The sequence below is a fragment of the Pseudomonas sp. 1L-C-7-B-C1 genome, from assembly GCF_057291635.1.
In genome coordinates, this window is the sequence record NZ_JBXAWH010000014.1 from 29,102 (window position 1) to 50,106 (window position 21,005).

A 21,005-nucleotide genomic window follows, 5' to 3' on the forward strand; every position below is an offset into this window, starting at 1 on the left:
CGCAATGGAGTTGTTAGAAACGTTCTTCAACTGGAGCGTGTTCGTCGATGCGCTGCCACTGATGCTGCGCGGCCTGGGCGTGACGGTGATGCTCGGCGTGGTCAGCATCATTCTCGGCTTGGTGGGCGGGCTGGTGCTGGCGATGCTGCGGTTGTATGGGTACGCGCCCGTACGGTTTCTGGCGCGGGTGTACATCGACGTGCTGCGCTCGATTCCATTGCTGGTGCTGTTGGTGCTGATCTACTACGCGCTGCCGTTTGTGGGCATTCGCCTATCGTCCTTTGCGGCAGCGACTGCGGCGCTTTCGCTGGTGTCCTGCGCGTATTCGGCGGAGATCTTCCGCTCCGGCATCGAGGCCATTCCGCGCGGGCAGTTCGAAGCCTCGGCATCCCAGGGCATGAGTTTTTTCAACACTATGCGCGACATCATCCTGCCCCAGGCCATGCGCATCGTCATGCCGCCGATGACCAGCAACTGCATCAACGTCATGAAAGACACCGCGCTGGCGTCCGTCGTGGCGATGCCCGATCTTCTGAAACAAGCCACTCAAGCCCAGGCGCTGGCGGCCAACCCGACACCGCTGGTGGGCGCGGCGGTGATGTACCTGTTGCTGCTTCTGCCGCTGGTGCAATTGGTGAGCTGGATCGAGCGGCGTAATGGCGCCGGGAGGAAGAGTTCATGAGCACCGTCATCGAAATGGAAGGCGTGGCCAAATTCTACGGGCCATTCCAGGCCCTGACCGACATCAACCTGACCGTTGATCAAGGCGAAGTCGTGGTGATCCTCGGGCCATCGGGCTCCGGGAAATCGACACTGATCCGCTGCATCAATCTGCTGGAGGAGTATCAGCAGGGCGACATCCGCGTCGGCAGCCAGCGCGTTGAAACAGGCCCAAAATTGGCGGGCATTCGTTGCGAAGTCGGCATGGTCTTTCAGAATTTCAATCTGTACCCGCACCTCACCGTGCTCGCCAATGTGGCGCTGGCGCCAGTGCGGGTGCGTGGCATGTCTCGCCGTGACGCCAACGAACGCGCGCGCCTGTTGCTGGAGAAAGTCGGCATGGGCGCCCACGCGGCGAAATACCCGAGCCAGTTGTCCGGCGGCCAGCAGCAGCGCGTGGCCATCGCCCGGACCATGGCCATGGAACCCCGAGTGATCCTGTTCGACGAGCCCACATCGGCACTCGACCCGGAGATGGTCGGCGAAGTGCTGGACGTCATGCAGAACCTCGCCCGCTCCGGCGTGACCATGGTCGTCGTGACCCACGAAATGGGCTTTGCGCGCAAGGTCGCCGACCGGGTGATCTTCATGGAGAACGGCCGAATCATCGAACAGAACAACCCGCACGATTTCTTCACGGCCCCCCAAGAGCCGAGAACCCGCGCGTTTTTGCAGGCCATCCTGCATCACTGATCAGACTCTGGAGCTCATCCTTTGAATGCCTTGGACATCGATTACGTACGCAGCCAGTTTCCCGCCCTCGCCAGCGGCTACGCCTACCTGGACAACGCCGGCGGTTCGGCCGTGCTCAAGCCGGTCGCCGAGCGCATCACCGATTACTTGCTCAACAGCGCCGTGCAACTGGGCGCGTCCTACAGTGAGTCGGTGGACGCTGGCGCGCGGGTCATGCAGGCGCGGGAATCGGTCGCGCAACTGATCAACGCGCGCTACCCGGAAGAGTGCGTGATGGGCGGCTCGACCACCCATTTGCTGCAAATCCTCTGCCGCGCCATCGCGCCGTCGATCAATCCCGGCGACGAAATCATCGTCACCAACTGCGACCACGAAGCCAACATCGGGCCGTGGGTGCGGTTGTGCGAAGAGCGCGGGGCGACATTGCGCGTCTGGGCGGTCAACGCGCAGAGCATGGACCTGGAACTCGGCGATCTGGACGCGCTGCTCAGCGACAAGACCCGCTACCTGGCCATGACCCATGCGTCGAACATCCTCGGCAGCGTCAACCCAGTCGCCGAAGTTGCGCGCCGGGTGCACGCGGTGGGCGGCAAGGTGTGCGTCGATGCCGTGGCCTACGCGCCCCATCGGCTGGTCGATGTGCAAGCCAGCGGCGCCGATTATTACGTGTTCAGCTTCTACAAGACCTTCGGCCCACACTTCGCTGTGCTGTGGGGCAAGCGGGAAGCATTGCTGGAACTGCCGAGCCTGAACCACTTTTTCATCGGTCAGGAAGTCATTCCCTACAAGCTGCAGCCCGGCAACTTGAACTACGAGCTGTCCTACGGCTGCATTGGCATCAGCGATTACCTGATCGACATCGGTCGACGCCTTGGCGCCAGCGGCAGCGAACGCCAGTTGATGCAGGCCGCGTTCGATGCCTTTGAAGTGCAGGAAGACCTGTTGGCCGAAACGCTGCTGGCGTTTCTGCGGGAGACGCCGGGCGTACGAATCATCGGAAAATCCCGCGTGACTGACGGTGATCGCGTGCCGACCATCAGTTTTGTGGTGGAGGGCATTCAGTCGGAAGCCATCGTGCGCCGGGTGGACAATCACCGCATGGGCATCCGCTTTGGTGACTTCTATGCTCGCCGCCTGATCGAACAGTTGGGCCTGACCCCATACGGCGGCGTGGTTCGTGTGTCGATCGCCCACTACAACAGCGTCGATGAGCTGAATCGTCTGGTGGAGCACTTGGCCCGGGCGATCACAGAACTGCGTCCCTCCTGACTTTTATCGAGCCTTCTTATGCCTGTACCCCAAACCCTGGCCGAGCTGCGTGCCGCCATCGTCGAACATCAGGAACGCCTGACCGCGCGGCAGCGTGACGCGGCGCATTACCTGAACGAGCACCCCCACGATGTGGCACTGAACACGGTCGCGGCGCTGGCGAAGATCTCCAGCATCCCGTCGTCGGCGTTCATTCGGCTGGCCCAGGCGCTGGGCTTCGGCGGGTTCAGCGATCTGCAGCGCTTGTTCAAGCAGCCGTTGCAGCAGGCCGGGCAGGGCAGTTTCAAAGAGCGCATCCGGCATTACCGTGGCGAGCAACTGCTCGACGATCCCACCGATGTGGGCGCCATGCTCTCGGCGTTCAGTCGCGCGAATATCGTTTCGCTGGAGCACCTGGCCGAAGGCGAGCAGGTCGAGGCCATCGAACGCGCCATCGAGCTGTTGGAACAGGCGCGCACCACCTTCGTGGTCGGCATGCGCCGTTCGTTTCCCATGGCCTCCTACCTGAGTTACGCCCTCAGCCGTGTCGGTCGTCGTGCCGTACACATCAGCGGCCTGGGCGGCAGTTTGCGCGAGCAGGTCGGCGCGCTGCACGGCGATGACGTGCTGGTGGCGGTGAGTTTTCCGCCGTACGCGCAGGAAACCATCGACGCCTGCCAGCAAGCGGTTGCTGCGGGGACGCCCATCGTGGCGATCACTGACAGCATTCTCAGCCCCATCGGACAAACTGCGTCGGTGATGATCGAGGTCAACGACGCCGAGCTGCTGGGCTTTCGCTCGCTAACCGCCGCTTTCTGCATTGCGCAGACCCTGGCCATGGGCCTGGCGTTCCGGACCGGTCAGACCCTCGATGGTCCGGACCACGATGCACTGAAAACCATTGACTGCTGAGCCTTGGCTTGGCGGTCGGCCGACTGATCGAACGTTGCAGGAGTAGGCTTTTATGGCGTCACCCATTCGAGATCTGGTCGGCTACGGCCGGCAGCGCCCCCAAGGCACCTGGCCCAACGGCGCGCGGCTGGCCGTCAACTTTGTCATCAATTACGAAGAAGGCTCGGAGCGCTCCCTGGCCATGGGTGATCCAGACCAGGAGAGCATGACCGAGTGGGGCAGCTATCAGTTTCCCGACGGCGTGCGCAATCTGGCGATGGAGTCGATGTACGAGTACGGCGCCCGCGTTGGCATCTGGCGGATCCTCGACATCCTGCAACAGGCCAGCGTCCCGGCGACCTTTCATGCCTGCGCGGTGGCTTTCGAGCAGAACCCGGATGTGGCCAAGGCCGCCGTCGAATTGGGTCATGAAATCTGCAGCCACGGTTACCGCTGGGAAGAAGTGTTCCGCCTGACCGAGGCCGAGGAGCGCGAGCACATTCGTCTGGCGATCGAGTCGTTCGAGCGCACCTGCGGCAAGCGCCCGGTGGGCTGGTATTGCCGCTACGGCGCCAGCGTTCATACGCGTCGGCTGGTGGCGGAAGAGGGCGGGTTCCTTTACGACTCCGACGCCTACAACGATGACGTTCCGTATTTCGTCGACGTCGAGGGCAAGCAACATTTGGTGGTGCCTTACACCAGCGACGTCAACGACTTCCGTTACTGGAACTCCCCGGGCTTGTCCCAGGCGTCCGATTTCCTCGAGTACATGAAGGAAAGCTTCGATGTGCTGTACGAAGAATCCGCTGACGGCCTGCGAATGATGTCCATCGGGCTGCACCCGCGGATGGTCGGACGTCCGGGTCGTGTCCGCGCGATCAAGCATTTCATCGAGTACGCCCAGGCCCGCGAAGGCGTCTGGTTCACGACCCGCGAAGAGATCGCCAAGGCCTGGCTGACCCGCGCCTGACGGAGTGAACGACATGCAGGCTTTTGATCTGATCATCCGTAACGCCAATGTGGTGACGGCGGCGGACGGTTTCCTGTGCGACATCGGTGTGCGCGACGGCCGAATTGTCGCGCTGGGCCTGGGCCTGCAAGGTGCCGCAGAGGAAGTCGATGCCCGAGGGCGAACTGTGACGCCGGGCGGGATCGACAGCCATGTGCATCTGGATCAGCCGACCGGCGATGGCTCGGTCATGGCCGATGACTTCGAGAGCGGCACCCGCTCGGCGGCGTGTGGCGGGACTACAACAGTGATTCCCTTTGCCTGCCAGCAGAAGGGACAAAGCCTGCGGGCGGCGGTGGAGGATTATCATCGGCGCGCTGATGGTCGGGCGCTGATCGATTACGCGTTTCACCTCATCGTCACCGACCCTACCGAGGACGTGCTGCGCCGCGAGCTGCCCGAGCTGATTGCCGAGGGCTACACCTCATTCAAGATCTACATGACCTACGACGCGCTGAAGCTCAACGACCGGGAGATTCTGGAAACCCTATCGGTGGCGAGGGCCGAAGGCGCGATGGTGATGCTGCACGCTGAAAACAGCGACTGCATCGCCTGGTTGACCGAGCGCCTGCTCGCCGCCGGTCTCAGCGCGCCGCGTTACCACGCCAGCTCTCGTCCCATGTTGGTGGAGCGTGAGGCCACGCACCGGGCCATTGCACTGGCCGAGCTGGTGGATGTGCCGATTCTCATCGTCCATGTGTCGGGGCGTGAGGCCATCGAGCAGATCCGCTGGGCGCAGAGCCACGGCTTGAAGGTCTACGGCGAAACCTGCCCGCAGTATCTGTTTTTGACGGCAGATTCGCTGGGCTGCGATGACAGCTTCGAAGGCGCGAAGTGCATCTGCAGTCCGCCGCCGAGAGACGCCGGCAATCAGCAAGTGGTCTGGGACGGCTTGCAGAATGGCTCGTTCGAAGTTTTCTCGTCGGATCACGCGCCGTTTCGCTACGGCGGCCCGGACGGCAAACGTGCCCACGGCGAGGCGGCGCCGTTTTCCGAAGTGGCCAATGGCATTCCGGGCGTCGAGACGCGCATGGCGCTGCTCTGGTCGGAAGGCGTGCGCAAGGGGCGAATCAGCCCGCAGGCATTTGTCGCGCTGACGGCCACCAATGCGGCGCGGCTGTACGGCTTGTATCCGCGCAAAGGCAGCATCGCTATCGGGTCGGATGCGGATCTGGTGATCTGGGATGACGACCTGGATATCGAGCTGACCAACGAGATGCTGCACCACAATGTCGATTACACCCCGTACGAGGGGATGCGCTTGAGTGCATGGCCGGCGATGACCTTCGCCAGAGGGGAACGGGTATGGGACGGCAGTCCGTTGGGTGAGCCGGGGCGCGGAGAATTTCTGCCCTGCGCCCGGCCGGAACCTGCGAAAGCGCGGCGTCGAGAGTCGGAGTTACCGGAGTGATGACTGTCATACGCATTGTGCATCAATGGCGGCGCGATATTGGCTGACTCACACCATTCCTGTGGGAGCCGAGCTTGCTCGCGAAGAGGCACGAACATCCGCTAAATCTCTGGAGGATGCATGCGACCCCAGTAGGCCCGGCCTCAGCCGGGAAGAGGCCGGCCTGCGCTCCACCAAACCTCGCGGCGTGACGCCTGACGCTTTCCCGGCTAAAGCCGGTCCTACAAGGGAAGAGGCCGGCCTGCGCGCCATCAAACTCGCGACGTGACGCCCGACGTGTTCCCGGCTAAAGCCGGTCCTACATGTGGTCAGTGCCGTCCGTAACCTAGAAATCCCCCCACAACTGTTGCGCGATGCTCAGCGCCACCACTGGCGCGGTTTCGGTGCGCAGTACGCGGGGGCCGAGGCGGGCGGCGTGGAAACCGGCGTCCTGCGCCTGAGCCACTTCGGCGTCGTTCAGCCCGCCTTCCGGACCAATCAGAAACGCCAGACTGCCGGGCTTTTCATGGCTGGTCAGGGGGGCGGCCACCGGGTGCAGCACCAGCTTCAAGTCCGCTTCTGTCTGCTTGAGCCAGTCGGCCAGGGTCACGGGAGCATGGATCACCGGCACCACTGAGCGCCCGCACTGTTCACAGGCACTGATTGCGATCTGCTGCCAGTGTGCCTGACGCTTTTCCGCACGCTCGTCTTTCAAACGCACTTCGCAGCGCTCGCTGATGATCGGGGTGATTTGCGTCACGCCCAGCTCGGTGGCTTTCTGAATCGCCCAATCCATCCGCTCACCCCGAGAGAGGCCTTGCCCGAGGTGGATGTGCAACGGCGACTCCGGCTGACCGGCAAAGCTTTCGTTTACCTGCACCCGCACCTGCTTTTTGCCGACTTCCGCCAGCGTGGCGCGAAACTCATGGCCCGAGCCATCGAACAGCTGAACCGCGTCGCCTTGAGACATGCGCAACACGCGGCTGATGTAATGGGCCTGGGCCTCTGGCAGTTCGTGCTCCCCGACGCTGAGGGTGGCATCGACGAAAAAGCGGGACAGTCTCATGGTTGTGTCTCTAAAGATTGTGTTGAATGCAGCGCCTGGAGAATGTGTGTAACGGCCTGCTAGCCCGGATCACGAAAATCAGGATGGAAGTTCTCTCTCACCGCCACCGTGACGCTGCTGCGCGTCGCGATGTCGATCCCTTCGGTCGCCACGTCGGCCAGGAAGTCGATCTGCTCCGGCGTGATCACGTAAGGCGGCAGGAAGTACACCACGCTGCCCAGCGGACGCAGCAGTGCACCTCGGGTCAGCGCGTGCTCGAACACCTTCAGCCCACGCCGTTCCTGCCAGGGATACGGCGTTTTGCTGGCCTTGTCCTGCACCATCTCGATGGCAATCGCCATCCCGGTCTGCCGCACTTCAGCGACGTTCGGGTGATCGACCAGATGCGCCGTCGCGGTCTTCATGCGCTGGGCCAGCGCCTTGTTGTTTTCGATGACGTTGTCCTGCTCGAAAATATCCAGCGTTGCCAACGCCGCCGCGCACGCCAAGGGGTTGCCGGTGTAACTGTGGGAGTGCAGAAACGCGCGAAGGGTGGGGTAGTCGTCGTAAAACGCGTCGTACACGTCATCGGTGGTGATGCACGCTGCCAACGGCAGATAACCGCCGGTCAGCGCCTTGGACAGGCACAGGAAATCCGGTCGGATGCCGGCTTGTTCGCAGGCAAACATGGTCCCGGTGCGGCCGAAGCCCACGGCGATCTCGTCATGAATCAGGTGCACGCCATACCGGTCGCAGGCCTCGCGCAGCAGCTTGAGGTAGATCGGGTCGTACATGCGCATGCCGCCTGCGCCTTGAATCAGCGGCTCGATGATCACCGCCGCGACGCTGTCGTGATGCTCGGCGAGGGTCTGCTCCATCACCGCGAACATCGTGCGGGTGTGCTCTTCCCAGCTCACGCCTTCAGGCCGGTGATAGCAGTCGGGGCTCGGCACCTTGATGGTGTCCATCAGCAGCGCTTTGTAGGTTTCGGTGAACAGTGGCACGTCACCGACTGCCATCGCTGCCATGGTCTCGCCGTGGTAGCTGTTGGTCAGAGTGACGAAGCGTTTTTTGTCCGGCTTGCCGCGATTGAGCCAGTAATGAAAGCTCATTTTCAACGCGACTTCGATGCAGGACGAACCGTTGTCGGCGTAGAAGCAGCGCGTCAGCCCTTCGGGCGTCATCGCCACCAGGCGCTCGGACAGCTCGATGACCGGCTGATGGCTGAAGCCCGCCAGAATCACATGCTCCAGCTGATCGACCTGATCCTTGATGCGCTGATTGATACGCGGGTTGGCGTGGCCGAATACGTTGACCCACCAGGAGCTGACCGCGTCTAAGTATCGCTTGCCTTCGAAGTCCTCCAGCCAGACCCCTTCGCCGCGCTTGATCGGAATCAGCGGCAGTTTTTCGTGGTCTTTCATCTGGGTGCAGGGGTGCCAAAGGACCTTCAGGTCGCGCTGCATCCACTGGTCGTTAAGGCCCATTACTCTTCTCCACATAGCGGCTCGCATGGCGCGAGGGCAAACAATCGCGCAAGCCTATGCAATGCATGCCAGCGGGACAACCTTTAGCGCGTTGTTTCAGTCGTCGCGCGCGCGAAAATCAGGCTTGCCGACATTGCTGGCGGGCGTTTCGCGGCTCGCGTATCCTTCGCGCTCTTCGAAAAATCGGACAACAAAATCCGACAATTCCCCCCGTTTTTCTCCGGAGTTCGCTGAATGCTTTCTGGTTGGCTGCGCGCCTGTGCGTTGGTGATGGTTGGGATGGTCAGCGCTTCGGCGCTTGCCGTGGATAAGCCGCATACGGTGATCGTCGTCGGCGGCGGTCTGGCGGGACTCACGACGGCTTACGAGCTGCAAAGCAAAGGCTGGCAAGTCACCTTGCTGGAAGCCAAACCCAACGTTGGCGGCCGCTCCGGTCTGGCCGGCAGCGAATGGATTGGCAACGCCAAGGCCCAGCCGGTGCTGAATCAGTACATTGATCGCTTCAAGATCAAGGCGGTGCCCGCGCCGGAATTCGTGCGGACCCCGAGCTACCTGATCGAAGGCGAGTACTTCACCGGCGCCGACCTGGCGACCAAACAGCCAGCGACTGCTGAAGCCATCAAGCGCTACGAAGCGGCGGTGGATGACCTGGCCCGCTCGATCACTGACCCGGACAACCCGGCAGCCAACAGCACGCTGTTTGCACTGGACCAGATCACCGTCGCCAACTGGCTGGACCGTCTGAGCCTGCCACCGACTGCGCGCCAGTTGATCAATCAGCAGATTCGTACGCGCTACGACGAACCTTCGCGTCTGTCGCTGCTGTATCTCGCACAACAAACGCGGGTCAATCGCAACGTCGACGACCGCGACCGTCGCGCCGCTCGCCTGCCGGGTGGCAGCGCGGTGCTGGCCGAGGAATTCGTCAAACAGCTGAAAGTCATCAAGACCAATTCGCCGGTGTCGGCCATCAACCAGGACAAGGACGGCGTGACCGTCAAGGTCGGTTCGCTGGGTTACGAAGCCGAATATGTGGTGTTGGCCGTGCCGTTGCGCGCACTGAGCAAGATCCAGATGACCCCGGCCCTGGACGCCCAGCGTCTGGGCGCGATCAAGAGCACCAACTACGGCTGGCATGACCAGATCATGCTCAAGTTCAAGACCCCGGTCTGGGACAGCAAGGCGCGCATGTCCGGCGAGATCTACAGCAACACTGGCCTGGGCATGTTGTGGGTCGAGCCTGCATTGAAGGGCGGCGCCAACGTCGTGATCAACCTGTCCGGTGACAACGCCCGCATCATGCAGGCGTTCGGCGACAAGCAACTGGTGGATCAGGTACTGATCCGCATGCAGGCGTTCTATCCACAGGCCCGCGGCGCGTTCACCGGTTATGAACTGCGTCGCTCCAGCATCGACCCGTCCAGCGGCGGCGCCTACCTGGCGTTCGGCCCAGGCCAGATCAGCAAATACTGGCGCTTGTGGGAACGACCACTGCAGCGCGTAGCCTTTGCCGGCGAACATACTGACACTTTGTACCCGGGCACCCTGGAAGGCGCATTGCGTTCGGGTCAGCGCGCGGCCGCTCAGGTGCAGGGTCTGTCTGAAGGCAAGTCGTACGAACCGGTCAAAGCGCCGCCTCCGAAGGCCCCTGAACCGGCCAAGGAAAGCAGCGGCGGTATTGGCGGCTTCTTCTCGAACCTGTTCGGCGGTTCCAAGCCTGAGCCGAAACCGGCCGAGAAAGCCCCAGCGCCTGCTTCGGCTCCAGCCCCGGCTCCAACGCCTGCGCCAGTAACCCCGCCGCCAGCGCCAGTGGTTGAACCAGCCAAGCCTGCGGTCGTGGAGCCTGCGAAAAAGGCACCGGCCAAGAAAGAACCGGCGAAGAAGGAGCCCGTCAAAAAGGCCCCCGCCAAACCGGCAGCCACTCACAAAGCCCCTGCCAAAACCGACGCTGCGAAAAAAGCGCCGGTCAAGGCCACGGGTGACAAGGCGGCACCGGCCACTCCGGCGGCTCCGGCAACGGCTCCGGCAGCACCCGCGACCGACAGCAAAAACTGATCGGTAACGGCTGAAAACAAAGGCGCGGCTTGATACCGCGCCTTTTTTTCGCCTGGATGAATCGTAACGCTGGCTTAATCTCCTTCGTACGAAAATATGTCAGAAGATTTCAATCGGATTTTCTGATTCTTCAAAGCAACATTTTGCGCTTTCTTTCGATAGGTAAAGCGCTAGTCTCTCCCTCGGCCCTCACAGGATATTCAGCATGCAGCTACGCAACTCTTCTTCTCGCTATGGCTGGGTCAGCATCGTTTTGCATTGGGGTGTCGCGCTGACGGTGTTCGGCATGTTTGCGCTAGGGTTGTGGATGGTGGGGCTGGGCTATTACGACACGTGGCGCAAGGCTGGCCCTGACCTGCACAAGAGCATCGGCATCACGCTGTTCCTGTTCATGCTGATCCGGGTGATCTGGCGTTTCCTCAGTCCGCCGCCAGCAGCGCCTGCCACCCACAGCCGGTTTGTGAAGACGGCTGCGAAACTGGGGCACGCGTTTCTGTACCTGGACCTGTTTCTGGTGATGTTCGCCGGTTACCTGATTTCCACCGCAGACGGTGTCGGGATTCCGGTGTTTGGATTGTTCGAAGTGCCTGCATTGATCAGCGGACTGCCCGACCAGGCAGACGTGGCGGGCACCGTTCACTTGTACCTGGCCTGGACCCTGGTGATTTTCGCTGGACTCCACGGGCTGGCCGCTTTGAAGCATCACTTCGTTGATCGTGATGCCACGCTTGTACGTATGCTTGGCCGTAAGGCCTGATACTCAATTCAACTGGAAAGGAAGAAGACGTATGTTGAAAAAGACACTTGCTGCACTGGCCCTTGGTACCGCGCTGCTGACTGCGGGTCAGGCAATGGCCGCTGATTACACGATCGACAAGGAAGGCCAGCACGCCTTCATCAACTTCAAGATCAGCCACTTGGGCTACAGCTTCATCTACGGCACGTTCAAGGACTGGACCGGCACATTCAGCTTCGACGCCGCCAAGCCTGAAGACAGCAAGATCAGCATCGACGTCAAGACCGCCAGCGTCTTCACCAACCACGCTGAACGTGACAAGCACATCAGCAGCAAGGACTTCCTGGACGTCGCAACTTATCCTGACGCCAAATTCGTCTCCACCAAGGTCAGCAACGTCGGCAAGAACGCCGATGGCAAAACCACGGCTGACGTGACTGGCGACCTGACCCTGCACGGCGTGACCAAGTCGGTTGTGGTCAAGACTACCTTCCTGGGTGAAGGCAAGGATCCATGGGGCGGCTACCGTGCCGGCTTCGAGGGCACTACCTCGATCAAGCGCTCTGATTTCGGCAAGATGATGGACCTGGGTCCACAGTCCGACACCATGGACCTGGACATCTCGTTCGAAGGCGTCAAAGCCAAGTAAGACCCGTTGTTGTAGTGATAAAGCGCCGACCTTTGGGTCGGCGTTTTTGTGTGTAGCGCTTTTTTTCAGCGAGGCTTGCCCTGCGATGGCAATGCGGCATTCCTGAGAATGTACTGCTCACCGCATCTGTAGGAGTGAGCTTGCTCGCGATTGCTATCTAGCAGGCAGCGCTTTGTATCTGCCCCACCGTTAATCGCGAGCAAGCTCACTCCTACAGGACTCATAAGCCGGCAGAAACAAAAACGCCCCGAACCAGTCGGGGCGTTTTATTTGCTACTCAACAACCGGCGCTGCTTAACCTTCGCGGTTGCGGGTCAGCAGGGCTGGTTTTTCACCGCGTGGGCGGCTTGGCAGCTGATCAAGTTGTTCAGCCGAAGGGAACCGATCGCCCTTGGACTCTTTGTGCATGATCTTCGGTGCAGGCTGACCGTCGCGAGGGCCGCGAACCGCTGGCTCCTGACGCGCTGGCTGGTCTTCGCGTGCCGGGCGACGTGCACGAGGCTGGTCTTCACGGCGAGCCTGACCATCACGGCCTGAGCCGTTGCGAGGACCGCTGCGTTTGGCCGGAGCGCCGGCGGTATCGGTGCTGGCGGGAGCGCCAGTGGCCGAACCGCTGCCTGAACCACCGCGCGGACCGCTACGGCCTGGCGCCTGACCACGTGGTGCCGGTGCGGCCCCAGTGGCAGGAGCGCCCGGACGACGACCGCGGCTCTGGTTCTTGTTCTGGTACGGGCTGACGTAGTCGGCGCGGTTACCGAAGTTGTCCACTTCGTCATCGAGGAATTCGTCGGGTGCGCGATTCGCACCTGACGCCGCTGGCTGCGACTGACGTGATTCACTCGACGCCGTGCCCTGACGCGGCCTTTGCGGGCGTGCCGGACGTGCCGGGCGCTCGCCCGAAGCTGCTGCAGCGGCCGGCTTTTCCTTGCCCTTGTCTTTGCCTTTGTCCTTGCGACCGCCACCACCGCCGCCGCCGTTCGGACCGTCGCCACGCGGGCCACGGGCATTGCGCGGATTACGCACGTCCGGACGCTCGCGGACTTCCGGCTTCTCGGCTTCAACGGCCGTGATGTCAAAGCCCATGAGATCGCCGTCGGCAATCTTCTGCTTGGTCATGCGCTCGATGCTTTTCAGCAGCTTCTCTTCGTCCGGCGCAACCAGCGAGATCGCCTCGCCGCTACGGCCTGCGCGACCGGTACGACCGATGCGGTGCACGTAGTCTTCGTCGACGTTAGGCAGTTCGAAGTTGACCACGTGGGGCAACTGGTCGATGTCCAGACCACGGGCAGCGATGTCGGTCGCGACCATGATGCGAACGGTGCCAGCCTTGAAGTCGGCCAGCGCTTTGGTGCGCGCGTTCTGGCTTTTGTTACCGTGGATCGCCACAGCGCTGAGGCCGTGTTTGTCCAGGTACTCGGCCAGGCGGTTGGCGCCGTGCTTGGTGCGGGTAAACACCAGCACCTGTTCCCACGCGCCTTGGGTGATCAAGTGCGCCAGAAGCGAACGTTTGTGGTTGGCCGGCAGACGGAAAACGCGCTGTTCGATGCGCTCGACCGTGGTGTTCGGCGGCGTGACTTCGATGCGTTCCGGGTTGTGCAGCAGTTTGCCGGCCAGCGCGGTGATGTCCTGCGAGAACGTTGCCGAGAACAGCAGGTTCTGACGCTTGGAGGGCAGGCGCGCGAGGACTTTCTTCACGTCGTGAACGAAGCCCATGTCGAGCATGCGGTCGGCTTCGTCGAGTACGAGGATCTCAACGTGGGACAGATCGACGCTGCCCTGACCGGCCAGATCGAGTAAACGACCCGGGCAGGCGACCAGTACGTCAACGCCGCGCGCCATGGCCTGGACCTGTGGGTTCATGCCGACACCGCCGAAGATGCACGTACTGACGAACTTGAGGTTCTTGGCGTAGATCTTGAAGCTGTCGTGGACTTGAGCGGCCAGTTCACGGGTCGGGGTCAGGACCAGAACGCGGGGTTGGCGCGGGCCGTGACGCTGGGATTTGTCCGGATGACCGTTGGGAAACAACCGCTCCAGGATTGGGAGGGCGAAACCACCGGTTTTACCAGTACCTGTCTGGGCGGCGACCATCAGATCGCGGCCTTGCAACACGGCGGGAATGGCCCGCTGTTGCACTGGGGTAGGCTGGGTGTAGCCAGCAGCCTCGATGGCGCTGACTAAAGCCTCGGAGAGACCGAGGGAAGCAAAGGACATGAGTAATCCTGTCTTGAGTTGGGGCCATAGAGGCCCAAATAGGGATGATCTTCCAGGCGCAGACTAAAGGTTCTGCACGTAACGTGAATGCGCTCGACCCTGCTGCGGTCATCGCACACTCCTTGGAAGGTGCAATGGCGTCCGGTCCTGTGGAGGTCTGTAAGTTCAACTCGGGCAGGGGCGCAAAAAGTGCGCTGCTGACGTGTTCGAGAAGTCTTCTGTGAGACCGTGCACCCGGGCGCAAGCCTGGCGGGGACGCCGGAGTATAACAGAGCAATCACAACGCGCTGCTTTCCTGCTGCTCAACGGTTTTATCGACACTTTCCCCCGGTTCTGCAGGCAATGTCGTCAGTGTTTCGCCGGTGTACCGCTCCACCAGTTTTGCGTACGCGGGTTCGCGCTTGAAACGCTTGAGTTCTGCGCTGAAGCGCTGGGCCAGCAAGTCCATGCCGGCATTGGGGCGCAGCGCCAGGTACTGCCCCCGGTGGTTGAGCACGGTCGGCAACTGACTGACCTGGCCTTCCAGCTTGAGTCGCTCGATCATCTGTCGGCCCAGCAGGCGATCGGTCACCATCAAATCGATGCGGCCGCGAATCAGTTTGCCGAAGTTCGCTTCATGGCTTGGCGCAGGCTCGCGGATGAACGCCGTCGAGCTGTCAAACGCCGGGCTGTATCGATAACCCGGAGAAACGCCGACGGTCAGCCCGTGCAGGTCTTCTACGCCATTGAAGGCATGCGGCCGGGCATTGGCTTGAAACAGCACCCAGTCGATGCTCGATAACGGTTCGTTTGGATACAAAAGATCAGGGCGTGCTTCGTCCTTGAAGATGTCGAGAACCCCGTCGGCCTCGCCGTCACGGAGCATCATCAGGCAGCGTTTCCACGGGAGAAACTGCCACTCGACGTCGATGCCCAGACGCTCGAAGACAACCGCCGTCGTGTCGTAATCCAGCCCGGAGGCATGGTTGTCGTCCACGATGACGTACGGGGACCAGGGTTCGGTGACGATCCGCAGTTTTTCGCCCAGCGCGCTGAAGCTCAGGCAGGCGAGAAGAGCGGCAATGAATAGTGGGAGGATGGGCGGCATGCGCGCGAGATTACGACGCGAGCTAACTAAATAAAAGCAATGATTCTCAACAAAAACAGAAGGCTCGGCTCAATGACGGGGCTGGCAGGCCTCGGGGTGACGCGGCCTGCCGGTGAAGCCAGCGCGGTTTCAATCCGTCTGGATTGAAACCGTTATCGTGCAGAGAGCTTGAGGTTGTTCCAGACCGCCAAACTCGGTTCGGCCTGATTCAGCGTGTAGAAATGCAAGCCGGGCGCACCACCGTGCAGCAGTCGTTCGCACATCTCGGTGATGACCTGCTCGCCAAACGCCTGAATGCTCGCCGTGTCGTCGCCGTACGCTTCCAGCTGCTTGCGAACCCAGCGCGGGATCTCCGCACCGCATGCGTCCGAAAAGCGCGCCAGTTTGCTGTAGTTGGTGATCGGCATGATGCCTGGCACGATCGGAATATCCACGCCCATCTTCCGTACGCGCTCGACGAAGTGGAAGTAGCTGTCAGCGTTGAAGAAGTACTGGGTGATCGCACTGTTGGCGCCGGCGTTGGCCTTGCGCACAAAGTTTTTCAGATCGTCTTCGAAGTTGCGCGCCTGTGGGTGCATCTCGGGGTAAGCCGCGACTTCGATGTGAAAGTGATCGCCGGTTTCTTCTCGGATGAAGCTCACCAGGTCATTGGCATAACGCAACTCACCGCTGGCCATGCCCATGCCTGAGGGCAGGTCACCGCGCAGGGCAACGATACGTTTGATGCCGGCTTGCTGGTACTGCGTCAGCAAGCTGCGCAGGTCAGCCTTGCTGTCACCGACACACGACAAGTGCGGAGCGGCCGGGACGTGCACTTCTTTTTCCAGCTGCAGCACGGTGTTGATCGTGCGATCACGCGTGGAACCCCCGGCACCGTAAGTGCAGGAGAAAAATTCGGGGTTGTAGCTGGCCAGCGTACGCGCCGTGGCAAGCAGTTTTTCATGGCCAGCGTCGGTCTTCGTCGGGAAGAACTCGAAACTGTAGCTACGGTCTTGGCTCATGGAGCGAGTCTCCAGCGGCAAGCTACAAGCCATAAGCTGCAAGAGTGGCGGTGCGCCGTATCCTGCAGCTCAAGGCTTGCCACCTGGTGCTGCTAAATGCTTGGACGATTTAAAGCCTGACGCGGCAAGTGCTCACAATGGTGATGCCTTCACTTGCCGCTTGAAGCTTGAAGCTTGCCGCTTACTGCTTAGTAGCGATAAGCGTGCGGCTTGAACGGACCTTCGACGGTCACGCCGATATAGTCGGCCTGGGTCTTGGTCAGCTTGGTCACGACGCCGCCGAAGCCGCGTACCATTTCCAGGGCCACTTCTTCGTCCAGCTTCTTCGGCAACACTTCAACGGTCAGACGCTCGGCTTTCTGAGCAGGGCTCAGGTCAGCGTACTTCTGGTTGAACAGGAAGATCTGCGCCAGCACCTGGTTGGCGAACGAGCCGTCCATGATGCGGCTCGGGTGACCGGTTGCGTTGCCCAGGTTCACCAGACGGCCTTCGGCCAGCAGGATCAGGTAGTCGTCGTTCTGCGGGTCAAACTGGCCAGCGCCGGTGCGGTGGATCTTGTGCACTTGCGGCTTCACTTCTTCCCATGCCCAGTTCTTGCGCATGAAAGCCGTGTCGATTTCGTTGTCGAAGTGACCGATGTTGCAGACCACTGCGCGTTTTTTCAGCGCCTTGAGCATGTTGGCGTCGCAGACGTTGACGTTGCCGGTGGTGGTAACGATCAGGTCGATCTTGCCCAGCAGTGCTTTGTCGATGCTCGCTTCGGTGCCGTCGTTCTCGCCGTTGATGAAGGGCGAAACCAGTTCGAAACCGTCCATGCAGGCTTGCATGGCGCAGATCGGGTCGACTTCGGTGACCTTGACGATCATGCCTTCCTGACGCAGCGACTGAGCCGAACCCTTGCCCACGTCACCGTAGCCGATGACCAGCGCTTGCTTGCCGGACAACAGGTGGTCGGTGCCGCGCTTGATGGCGTCGTTCAGGCTGTGACGGCAGCCGTACTTGTTGTCGTTCTTGCTCTTGGTGACCGAGTCGTTGACGTTGATCGCAGGGATCTTCAGTTCGCCCTTGGCCAACATGTCCAGCAGGCGGTGAACGCCCGTGGTGGTCTCTTCGGTCACGCCGTGGACGCGGTCCAGGATGGCCGGGTATTTCTTGTGCAGCAGCTCGGTCAGGTCGCCGCCGTCGTCGAGGATCATGTTGGCGTCCCATGGCTGACCGTCCTTGAGGATGGTCTGCTCCAGGCACCACTCGTACTCGGCTTCGGTCTCGCCTTTCCAGGCGAAAACCGGAATGCCGGCAGCAGCGATGGCGGCAGCGGCCTGATCCTGAGTCGAGAAGATGTTGCAGGACGACCAGCGTACTTCGGCACCCAGGGCAACCAGGGTTTCGATCAGCACGGCAGTCTGAATGGTCATGTGGATGCAGCCGAGAATCTTCGCGCCCTTGAGCGGTTGTTCGCCAGCGTACTTGCGACGCAGGCCCATCAGGGCTGGCATTTCGGATTCGGCGATGATGGTTTCGCGACGGCCCCAGGCAGCCAGGGACATGTCGGCGACTTTGTAGTCGTTGAAATCGTTGGGCGTCAGTACAGCACTCATAAAGAGTCTCCATTCGTAGGGTGCGAATGGGCGCCGTTGTGCGTTTAAAGCTTGATCGGCGGGAAGCCTGATCAAACAACGCCCTCTCCGAGCCTGACAGGTCTGACCTGCTGCAGCGCCCCTCGGACAGGTGGCGGGAAAACGGTCACAAGGTGTGATGACCGTTTTTTGAAGCGGTGGCGATTATCTTTCTTTGAGCTGCAAGTGGCAAGCTGCAAGCGGCAAGCGGTAAACAACAGCGGACCTGCTTTTAACTTGCAGCTTCAGGCTTGAAGCTTGAAGCTGGGGCACATCCACCACCGTCTCCCAAACACCCCGGAGCCCCCATGAACTTTCACACCCGCAAATGGGTAAAACCCGAAGACCTCAACCCCAACGGCACGTTGTTCGGCGGCAGCCTGTTGCGCTGGATCGACGAAGAAGCGGCCATCTACGCCATTGTTCAGTTGGGCAATCAGCGCGTCGTGACCAAGTACATTTCCGAGATCAACTTTGTCAGCGCCTCGCGTCAGGGGGACATCATCGAACTGGGGATTACCGCCACCGAATTTGGCCGCACCTCCATCACCCTGACCTGCCAGGTGCGCAACAAGATCACCCGCAAGAGCATTCTCACGGTCGAGAAAATGGTCTTCGTGAACCTGGGCGAAGACGGCCTGCCGGCACCCCACGGCAAGACCGAAATCACTTACGTGAAAGATCAGTTCAAGGAAGATGTCATCAACGAGTGATCGCGCAACGGAAGAGGATTCTTGATCAAGGCATAACCCGTAGGAGTGAGCTTGCTCGCGATTGCAGTGTGTCAGGCGAAGAATCTTCGTCTGGTCTGATGCATCGCGAGCAAGCTCACTCCTACAGTAAAAAGAGGGTGCCGGTTATGCCGGATCACGCGCCTGCCAGTCCCGCAGCCACTGCAGGCCTTCGCTGGTATCGCCTTTCGGACGGTACTCGCAGCCGACCCAGCCGGTGTAGCCCAGGCGATCAATTTCCTCGAACAGCCACGGGTAATTCACTTCCCCCACGCTCGGCTCATGGCGGTCCGGCACACCCGCGATCTGGATGTGGCCGATGCCGGCGAAGTCGCGGCGCAGTTTGCTGGTGACGTCGCCCTCGACGATCTGGCAGTGATAGCAGTCGAATTGCACCAGAAGATTGTCGGCGCCGACTTCTTTAAGCACGGCCTGACCCTGATCCTGACGATTGAGGAAGAAGCCCGGAATGTCCCGGGTGTTGATCGGCTCGATCAACACCGTCAGCCCGACCTTTGCCGCCTGTTGTGCGGCGAAGCTCAGGTTTTCCAGGTACACCGCGTGATGCTTCTGGCGCAGGTCTTCACTGGGCAGCAGGCCGGCCATGACGTGAATCCGGTCATTGCCCAGCACCGCTGCGTAGTCCAGCGCTTTCTGGAAACCGTCGCGGAATTCACTCTCCCGGCCCGGCAACGAAGCAATGCCGCGCTCGCCCTTAGTGAAGTCGCCGGGCGGGGCGTTGAACAGCGCCTGGGTCAGGTCGAAGTCGTCCAGACGCAGCTTGATTTCCTCGGCCTTGAAGTCATACGGAAACAGGTACTCCACGCCCTTGAAACCGTCACTCGCCGCAGCCGAGAAACGCGCCAGAAAGTCGTGTTGCGGATACATCATGCTGAGGTTGGCAGCGAAGCGAGGCATGGTTATCTCCTAATTGAAGCCGTTAGACGAAAGGCCAGAGCAGTAGCGTCATCAAGAAACCGAGGGTGCCCAGAATGGTCACCAGAAAGGTCCAGGTGCGCAGGCCATCGGCAACGTTCAGGCCCGCCAGTTTGGTGAACATCCAGTAACCGGCGTCGTTGATGTGCGACATCGCCAGACCGCCACCGCCCATGGCCAGACAGAGCAGGGCCATGTGGTTGGCGCTCAGGTTCAGCGTGGCGATCAGCGGGCTGAGAATGCCGGCCGTGGTCACCAGCGCCACTGTGGTCGAGCCCTGCACGGCACGCAACAGCAGCGTCAGCAGAAAGCCCAGTGCGAGAACCGGCAGGCCGGTGTTGCGCAGCGCTTCGGACACGACCGCGCCAATACCGGTATCCACCAGCACCTTGCCGAACACGCCGCCAGCACCCGCAATCAGGATCACCATCGCCACGCCGGGCAATGCCGAACCCACGACGTCGGACACCTGATTGCGACTCCAGCCACGGCGCGAGCCCAGCAACCAGGCGCACAGCAGCGTGTCGATCAGCAGTGCCACCAGCGGCGCGCCGAGAACGGTCAGCACGTTGCGCAGCATTGAGTCGGCCGGCAACATCGTGGTCGCCAGCGTGCCCAGCAGAATCAAAATGATCGGCAGCAAAATCAGCGCGATGATGATGCCTGCCCCCGGCGCCGGCGCTTTTGGCAGGCGTGCCGCCAGGCTGCTGGCGTTTTCTTCAAGACCCAGTACCTTGGCGTGTGCCGCTTCGGAGGTCGTTGAGTAATCGTTATTGGCCCAAGCCACCAGGTCTTCATTGGTAACGTGGGAGCCATACACTTCGCTGCGGATATCGTCGGTCATCGGGTAGACCCTGCGGGTCATGCGCCCGGCAATCAGGTAACCGATCAGGCACAGAATGCCCACCATCGGCAGTCCGAACATCAATACGCGACCCAGGTCCGCACCCAGCTGGCCGGCGGCTGCAACGGCGCCCGGATGCGGCGGCAGAAAGGCGTGTACCGACAGCAACGCTGCGCACATTGGCAGCGCATAAACCAGCAGCGGTTTGCGAGCCGCCCGGGCGACGCCGTAGGCCAGTGGCATGAGGATGATCACGCCGACTTCGAAGAACACTGGAATACCGACCATGAAACCCGCCACGGTCAGGGCCAGCGGCGTGCGCCGGTTGCCGAAGCGGTTGATCAGGGTCTTGGCCAGCGCCTCGGCGCCGCCGGACAGTTCGATGATGCGGCCGATCATGGCGCCAAGGGCGATGATGATCGCGATGTGGCCGAGGGTTTTGCCCATGCCGCCTTCGATGGTCGCTACCAGATCGCCCGGTTTAACCCCGGCCACCAGCGCCACGATAATGCTGACCAGCATCAGCGCCACGAACGGTTGAAACTTGTATTTCAGGACCAGAAGCAGCAACAGCGCAATGCCGGCTCCGGCGATGATCATGAGCAATAGAGGAGTCATGTTGTGTCCCGTTGTTATTGTTTTCCGGCCAAGCC

The 21,005-nt window shown here is 61.3% G+C and carries 18 protein-coding genes and 1 riboswitch; of the genes, 10 read left to right on the forward strand and 8 right to left on the reverse strand.

The window, feature by feature from the left end; genetic code table 11:
* Positions 1 to 4 precede the first annotated feature (4 nt).
* Genes AC0Z8Z_RS20705 through hydA form a run of 6 tightly spaced genes read left to right on the forward strand, consistent with a single transcriptional unit; the run spans position 5 to position 5,972 of the window.
* Positions 5 to 682, forward strand: a complete 678-nt coding sequence (locus AC0Z8Z_RS20705) for an amino acid ABC transporter permease (RefSeq protein ID WP_122536424.1) — start codon at positions 5 to 7, stop codon at positions 680 to 682.
* Positions 679 to 1,413, forward strand: coding sequence for an amino acid ABC transporter ATP-binding protein (locus tag AC0Z8Z_RS20710; protein ID WP_037018914.1), 735 nt, complete (start codon positions 679 to 681; stop codon positions 1,411 to 1,413). The genes AC0Z8Z_RS20705 and AC0Z8Z_RS20710 overlap by 4 nt, the downstream gene beginning before the upstream one ends.
* Positions 1,414 to 1,434: 21 nt before the next feature.
* Complete coding sequence (locus AC0Z8Z_RS20715; RefSeq protein WP_485620346.1) at positions 1,435 to 2,682, forward strand: cysteine desulfurase-like protein; 1,248 nt, start codon at positions 1,435 to 1,437, stop codon at positions 2,680 to 2,682.
* A gap of 18 nt (positions 2,683 to 2,700) precedes the next feature.
* A complete protein-coding gene (locus AC0Z8Z_RS20720; protein WP_485620347.1) occupies positions 2,701 to 3,573 on the forward strand; it encodes a MurR/RpiR family transcriptional regulator in 873 nt (290 codons plus the stop codon).
* 52 nt (positions 3,574 to 3,625) lie between these two features.
* A complete protein-coding gene (locus AC0Z8Z_RS20725; RefSeq protein WP_122536427.1) occupies positions 3,626 to 4,522 on the forward strand; it encodes an allantoinase PuuE in 897 nt (298 codons plus the stop codon).
* 13 nt (positions 4,523 to 4,535) lie between these two features.
* Complete coding sequence (gene hydA, locus AC0Z8Z_RS20730; protein ID WP_485620348.1) at positions 4,536 to 5,972, forward strand: dihydropyrimidinase; 1,437 nt, start codon at positions 4,536 to 4,538, stop codon at positions 5,970 to 5,972.
* 325 nt (positions 5,973 to 6,297) lie between these two features.
* On the opposite strand, the gene AC0Z8Z_RS20735 is transcribed toward hydA, so the two are convergent.
* On the reverse strand, positions 6,298 to 7,017 hold the full coding sequence (locus tag AC0Z8Z_RS20735; protein ID WP_485620349.1) for a 16S rRNA (uracil(1498)-N(3))-methyltransferase: 720 nt from the start codon (positions 7,015 to 7,017) through the stop codon (positions 6,298 to 6,300).
* Positions 7,018 to 7,076: 59 nt separating this feature from the next.
* Positions 7,077 to 8,483 (reverse strand): adenosylmethionine--8-amino-7-oxononanoate transaminase, encoded by a 1,407-nt coding sequence (locus tag AC0Z8Z_RS20740; RefSeq protein WP_485620350.1) that lies wholly within the window; start codon positions 8,481 to 8,483, stop codon positions 7,077 to 7,079.
* Positions 8,484 to 8,717: 234 nt separating this feature from the next.
* Here AC0Z8Z_RS20740 and AC0Z8Z_RS20745 point away from each other — a divergent pair, with 234 nt between their 5' ends.
* The 3 genes from AC0Z8Z_RS20745 to AC0Z8Z_RS20755 all read left to right on the forward strand — a co-directional run bounded on the left by AC0Z8Z_RS20745 (position 8,718) and on the right by AC0Z8Z_RS20755 (position 11,923).
* Positions 8,718 to 10,538, forward strand: coding sequence for a flavin monoamine oxidase family protein (locus AC0Z8Z_RS20745; RefSeq protein ID WP_485620351.1), 1,821 nt, complete (start codon positions 8,718 to 8,720; stop codon positions 10,536 to 10,538).
* 205 nt (positions 10,539 to 10,743) lie between these two features.
* Positions 10,744 to 11,295 carry a cytochrome b gene (locus tag AC0Z8Z_RS20750; RefSeq protein WP_122624438.1) on the forward strand — a complete coding sequence of 184 codons (552 nt, stop codon included), beginning with the start codon at positions 10,744 to 10,746 and terminating at the stop codon, positions 11,293 to 11,295.
* 31 nt (positions 11,296 to 11,326) lie between these two features.
* Positions 11,327 to 11,923, forward strand: coding sequence for a YceI family protein (locus AC0Z8Z_RS20755; protein ID WP_122536433.1), 597 nt, complete (start codon positions 11,327 to 11,329; stop codon positions 11,921 to 11,923).
* Positions 11,924 to 12,217: 294 nt separating this feature from the next.
* Here the strand turns inward: AC0Z8Z_RS20755 and rhlE2 are convergent, their stop codons facing one another.
* The 4 genes from rhlE2 to ahcY form a co-directional block, all read right to left on the reverse strand.
* Positions 12,218 to 14,137 (reverse strand): RNA helicase RhlE2, encoded by a 1,920-nt coding sequence (gene rhlE2, locus AC0Z8Z_RS20760; protein WP_485620352.1) that lies wholly within the window; start codon positions 14,135 to 14,137, stop codon positions 12,218 to 12,220.
* A 277-nt stretch (positions 14,138 to 14,414) separates the two neighbouring features.
* A complete protein-coding gene (locus AC0Z8Z_RS20765) occupies positions 14,415 to 15,224 on the reverse strand; it encodes a substrate-binding periplasmic protein (RefSeq protein ID WP_485620353.1) in 810 nt (269 codons plus the stop codon).
* Positions 15,225 to 15,376: 152 nt separating this feature from the next.
* The gene (gene metF, locus AC0Z8Z_RS20770) at positions 15,377 to 16,225 is read right to left on the reverse strand and encodes a methylenetetrahydrofolate reductase [NAD(P)H] (protein WP_205486156.1); all 849 of its coding nucleotides are present in this window, start codon (positions 16,223 to 16,225) and stop codon (positions 15,377 to 15,379) included.
* 188 nt (positions 16,226 to 16,413) lie between these two features.
* Positions 16,414 to 17,823: an adenosylhomocysteinase gene (ahcY, locus tag AC0Z8Z_RS20775; RefSeq protein ID WP_172609995.1), complete on the reverse strand. Its 1,410-nt coding sequence runs from the start codon at positions 17,821 to 17,823 to the stop codon at positions 16,414 to 16,416.
* A gap of 21 nt (positions 17,824 to 17,844) precedes the next feature.
* Positions 17,845 to 17,953, reverse strand: a riboswitch (S-adenosyl-L-homocysteine riboswitch).
* A gap of 196 nt (positions 17,954 to 18,149) precedes the next feature.
* On the opposite strand from ahcY, the gene AC0Z8Z_RS20780 reads away from it, so the two are divergent.
* Entirely contained in the window at positions 18,150 to 18,554 is a 405-nt protein-coding gene (locus AC0Z8Z_RS20780; protein WP_133775566.1) for an acyl-CoA thioesterase, read from the forward strand.
* Between the two features lie 144 nt (positions 18,555 to 18,698).
* Here AC0Z8Z_RS20780 and otnI read toward each other — a convergent pair whose 3' ends face one another.
* Both otnI and AC0Z8Z_RS20790 read right to left on the reverse strand, forming a co-directional pair.
* Entirely contained in the window at positions 18,699 to 19,490 is a 792-nt protein-coding gene (gene otnI / locus AC0Z8Z_RS20785; protein ID WP_485620354.1) for a 2-oxo-tetronate isomerase, read from the reverse strand.
* 22 nt (positions 19,491 to 19,512) lie between these two features.
* Positions 19,513 to 20,970: a GntT/GntP/DsdX family permease gene (locus tag AC0Z8Z_RS20790; protein WP_485620355.1), complete on the reverse strand. Its 1,458-nt coding sequence runs from the start codon at positions 20,968 to 20,970 to the stop codon at positions 19,513 to 19,515.
* Between the last annotated feature and the right edge of the window lie 35 nt (positions 20,971 to 21,005).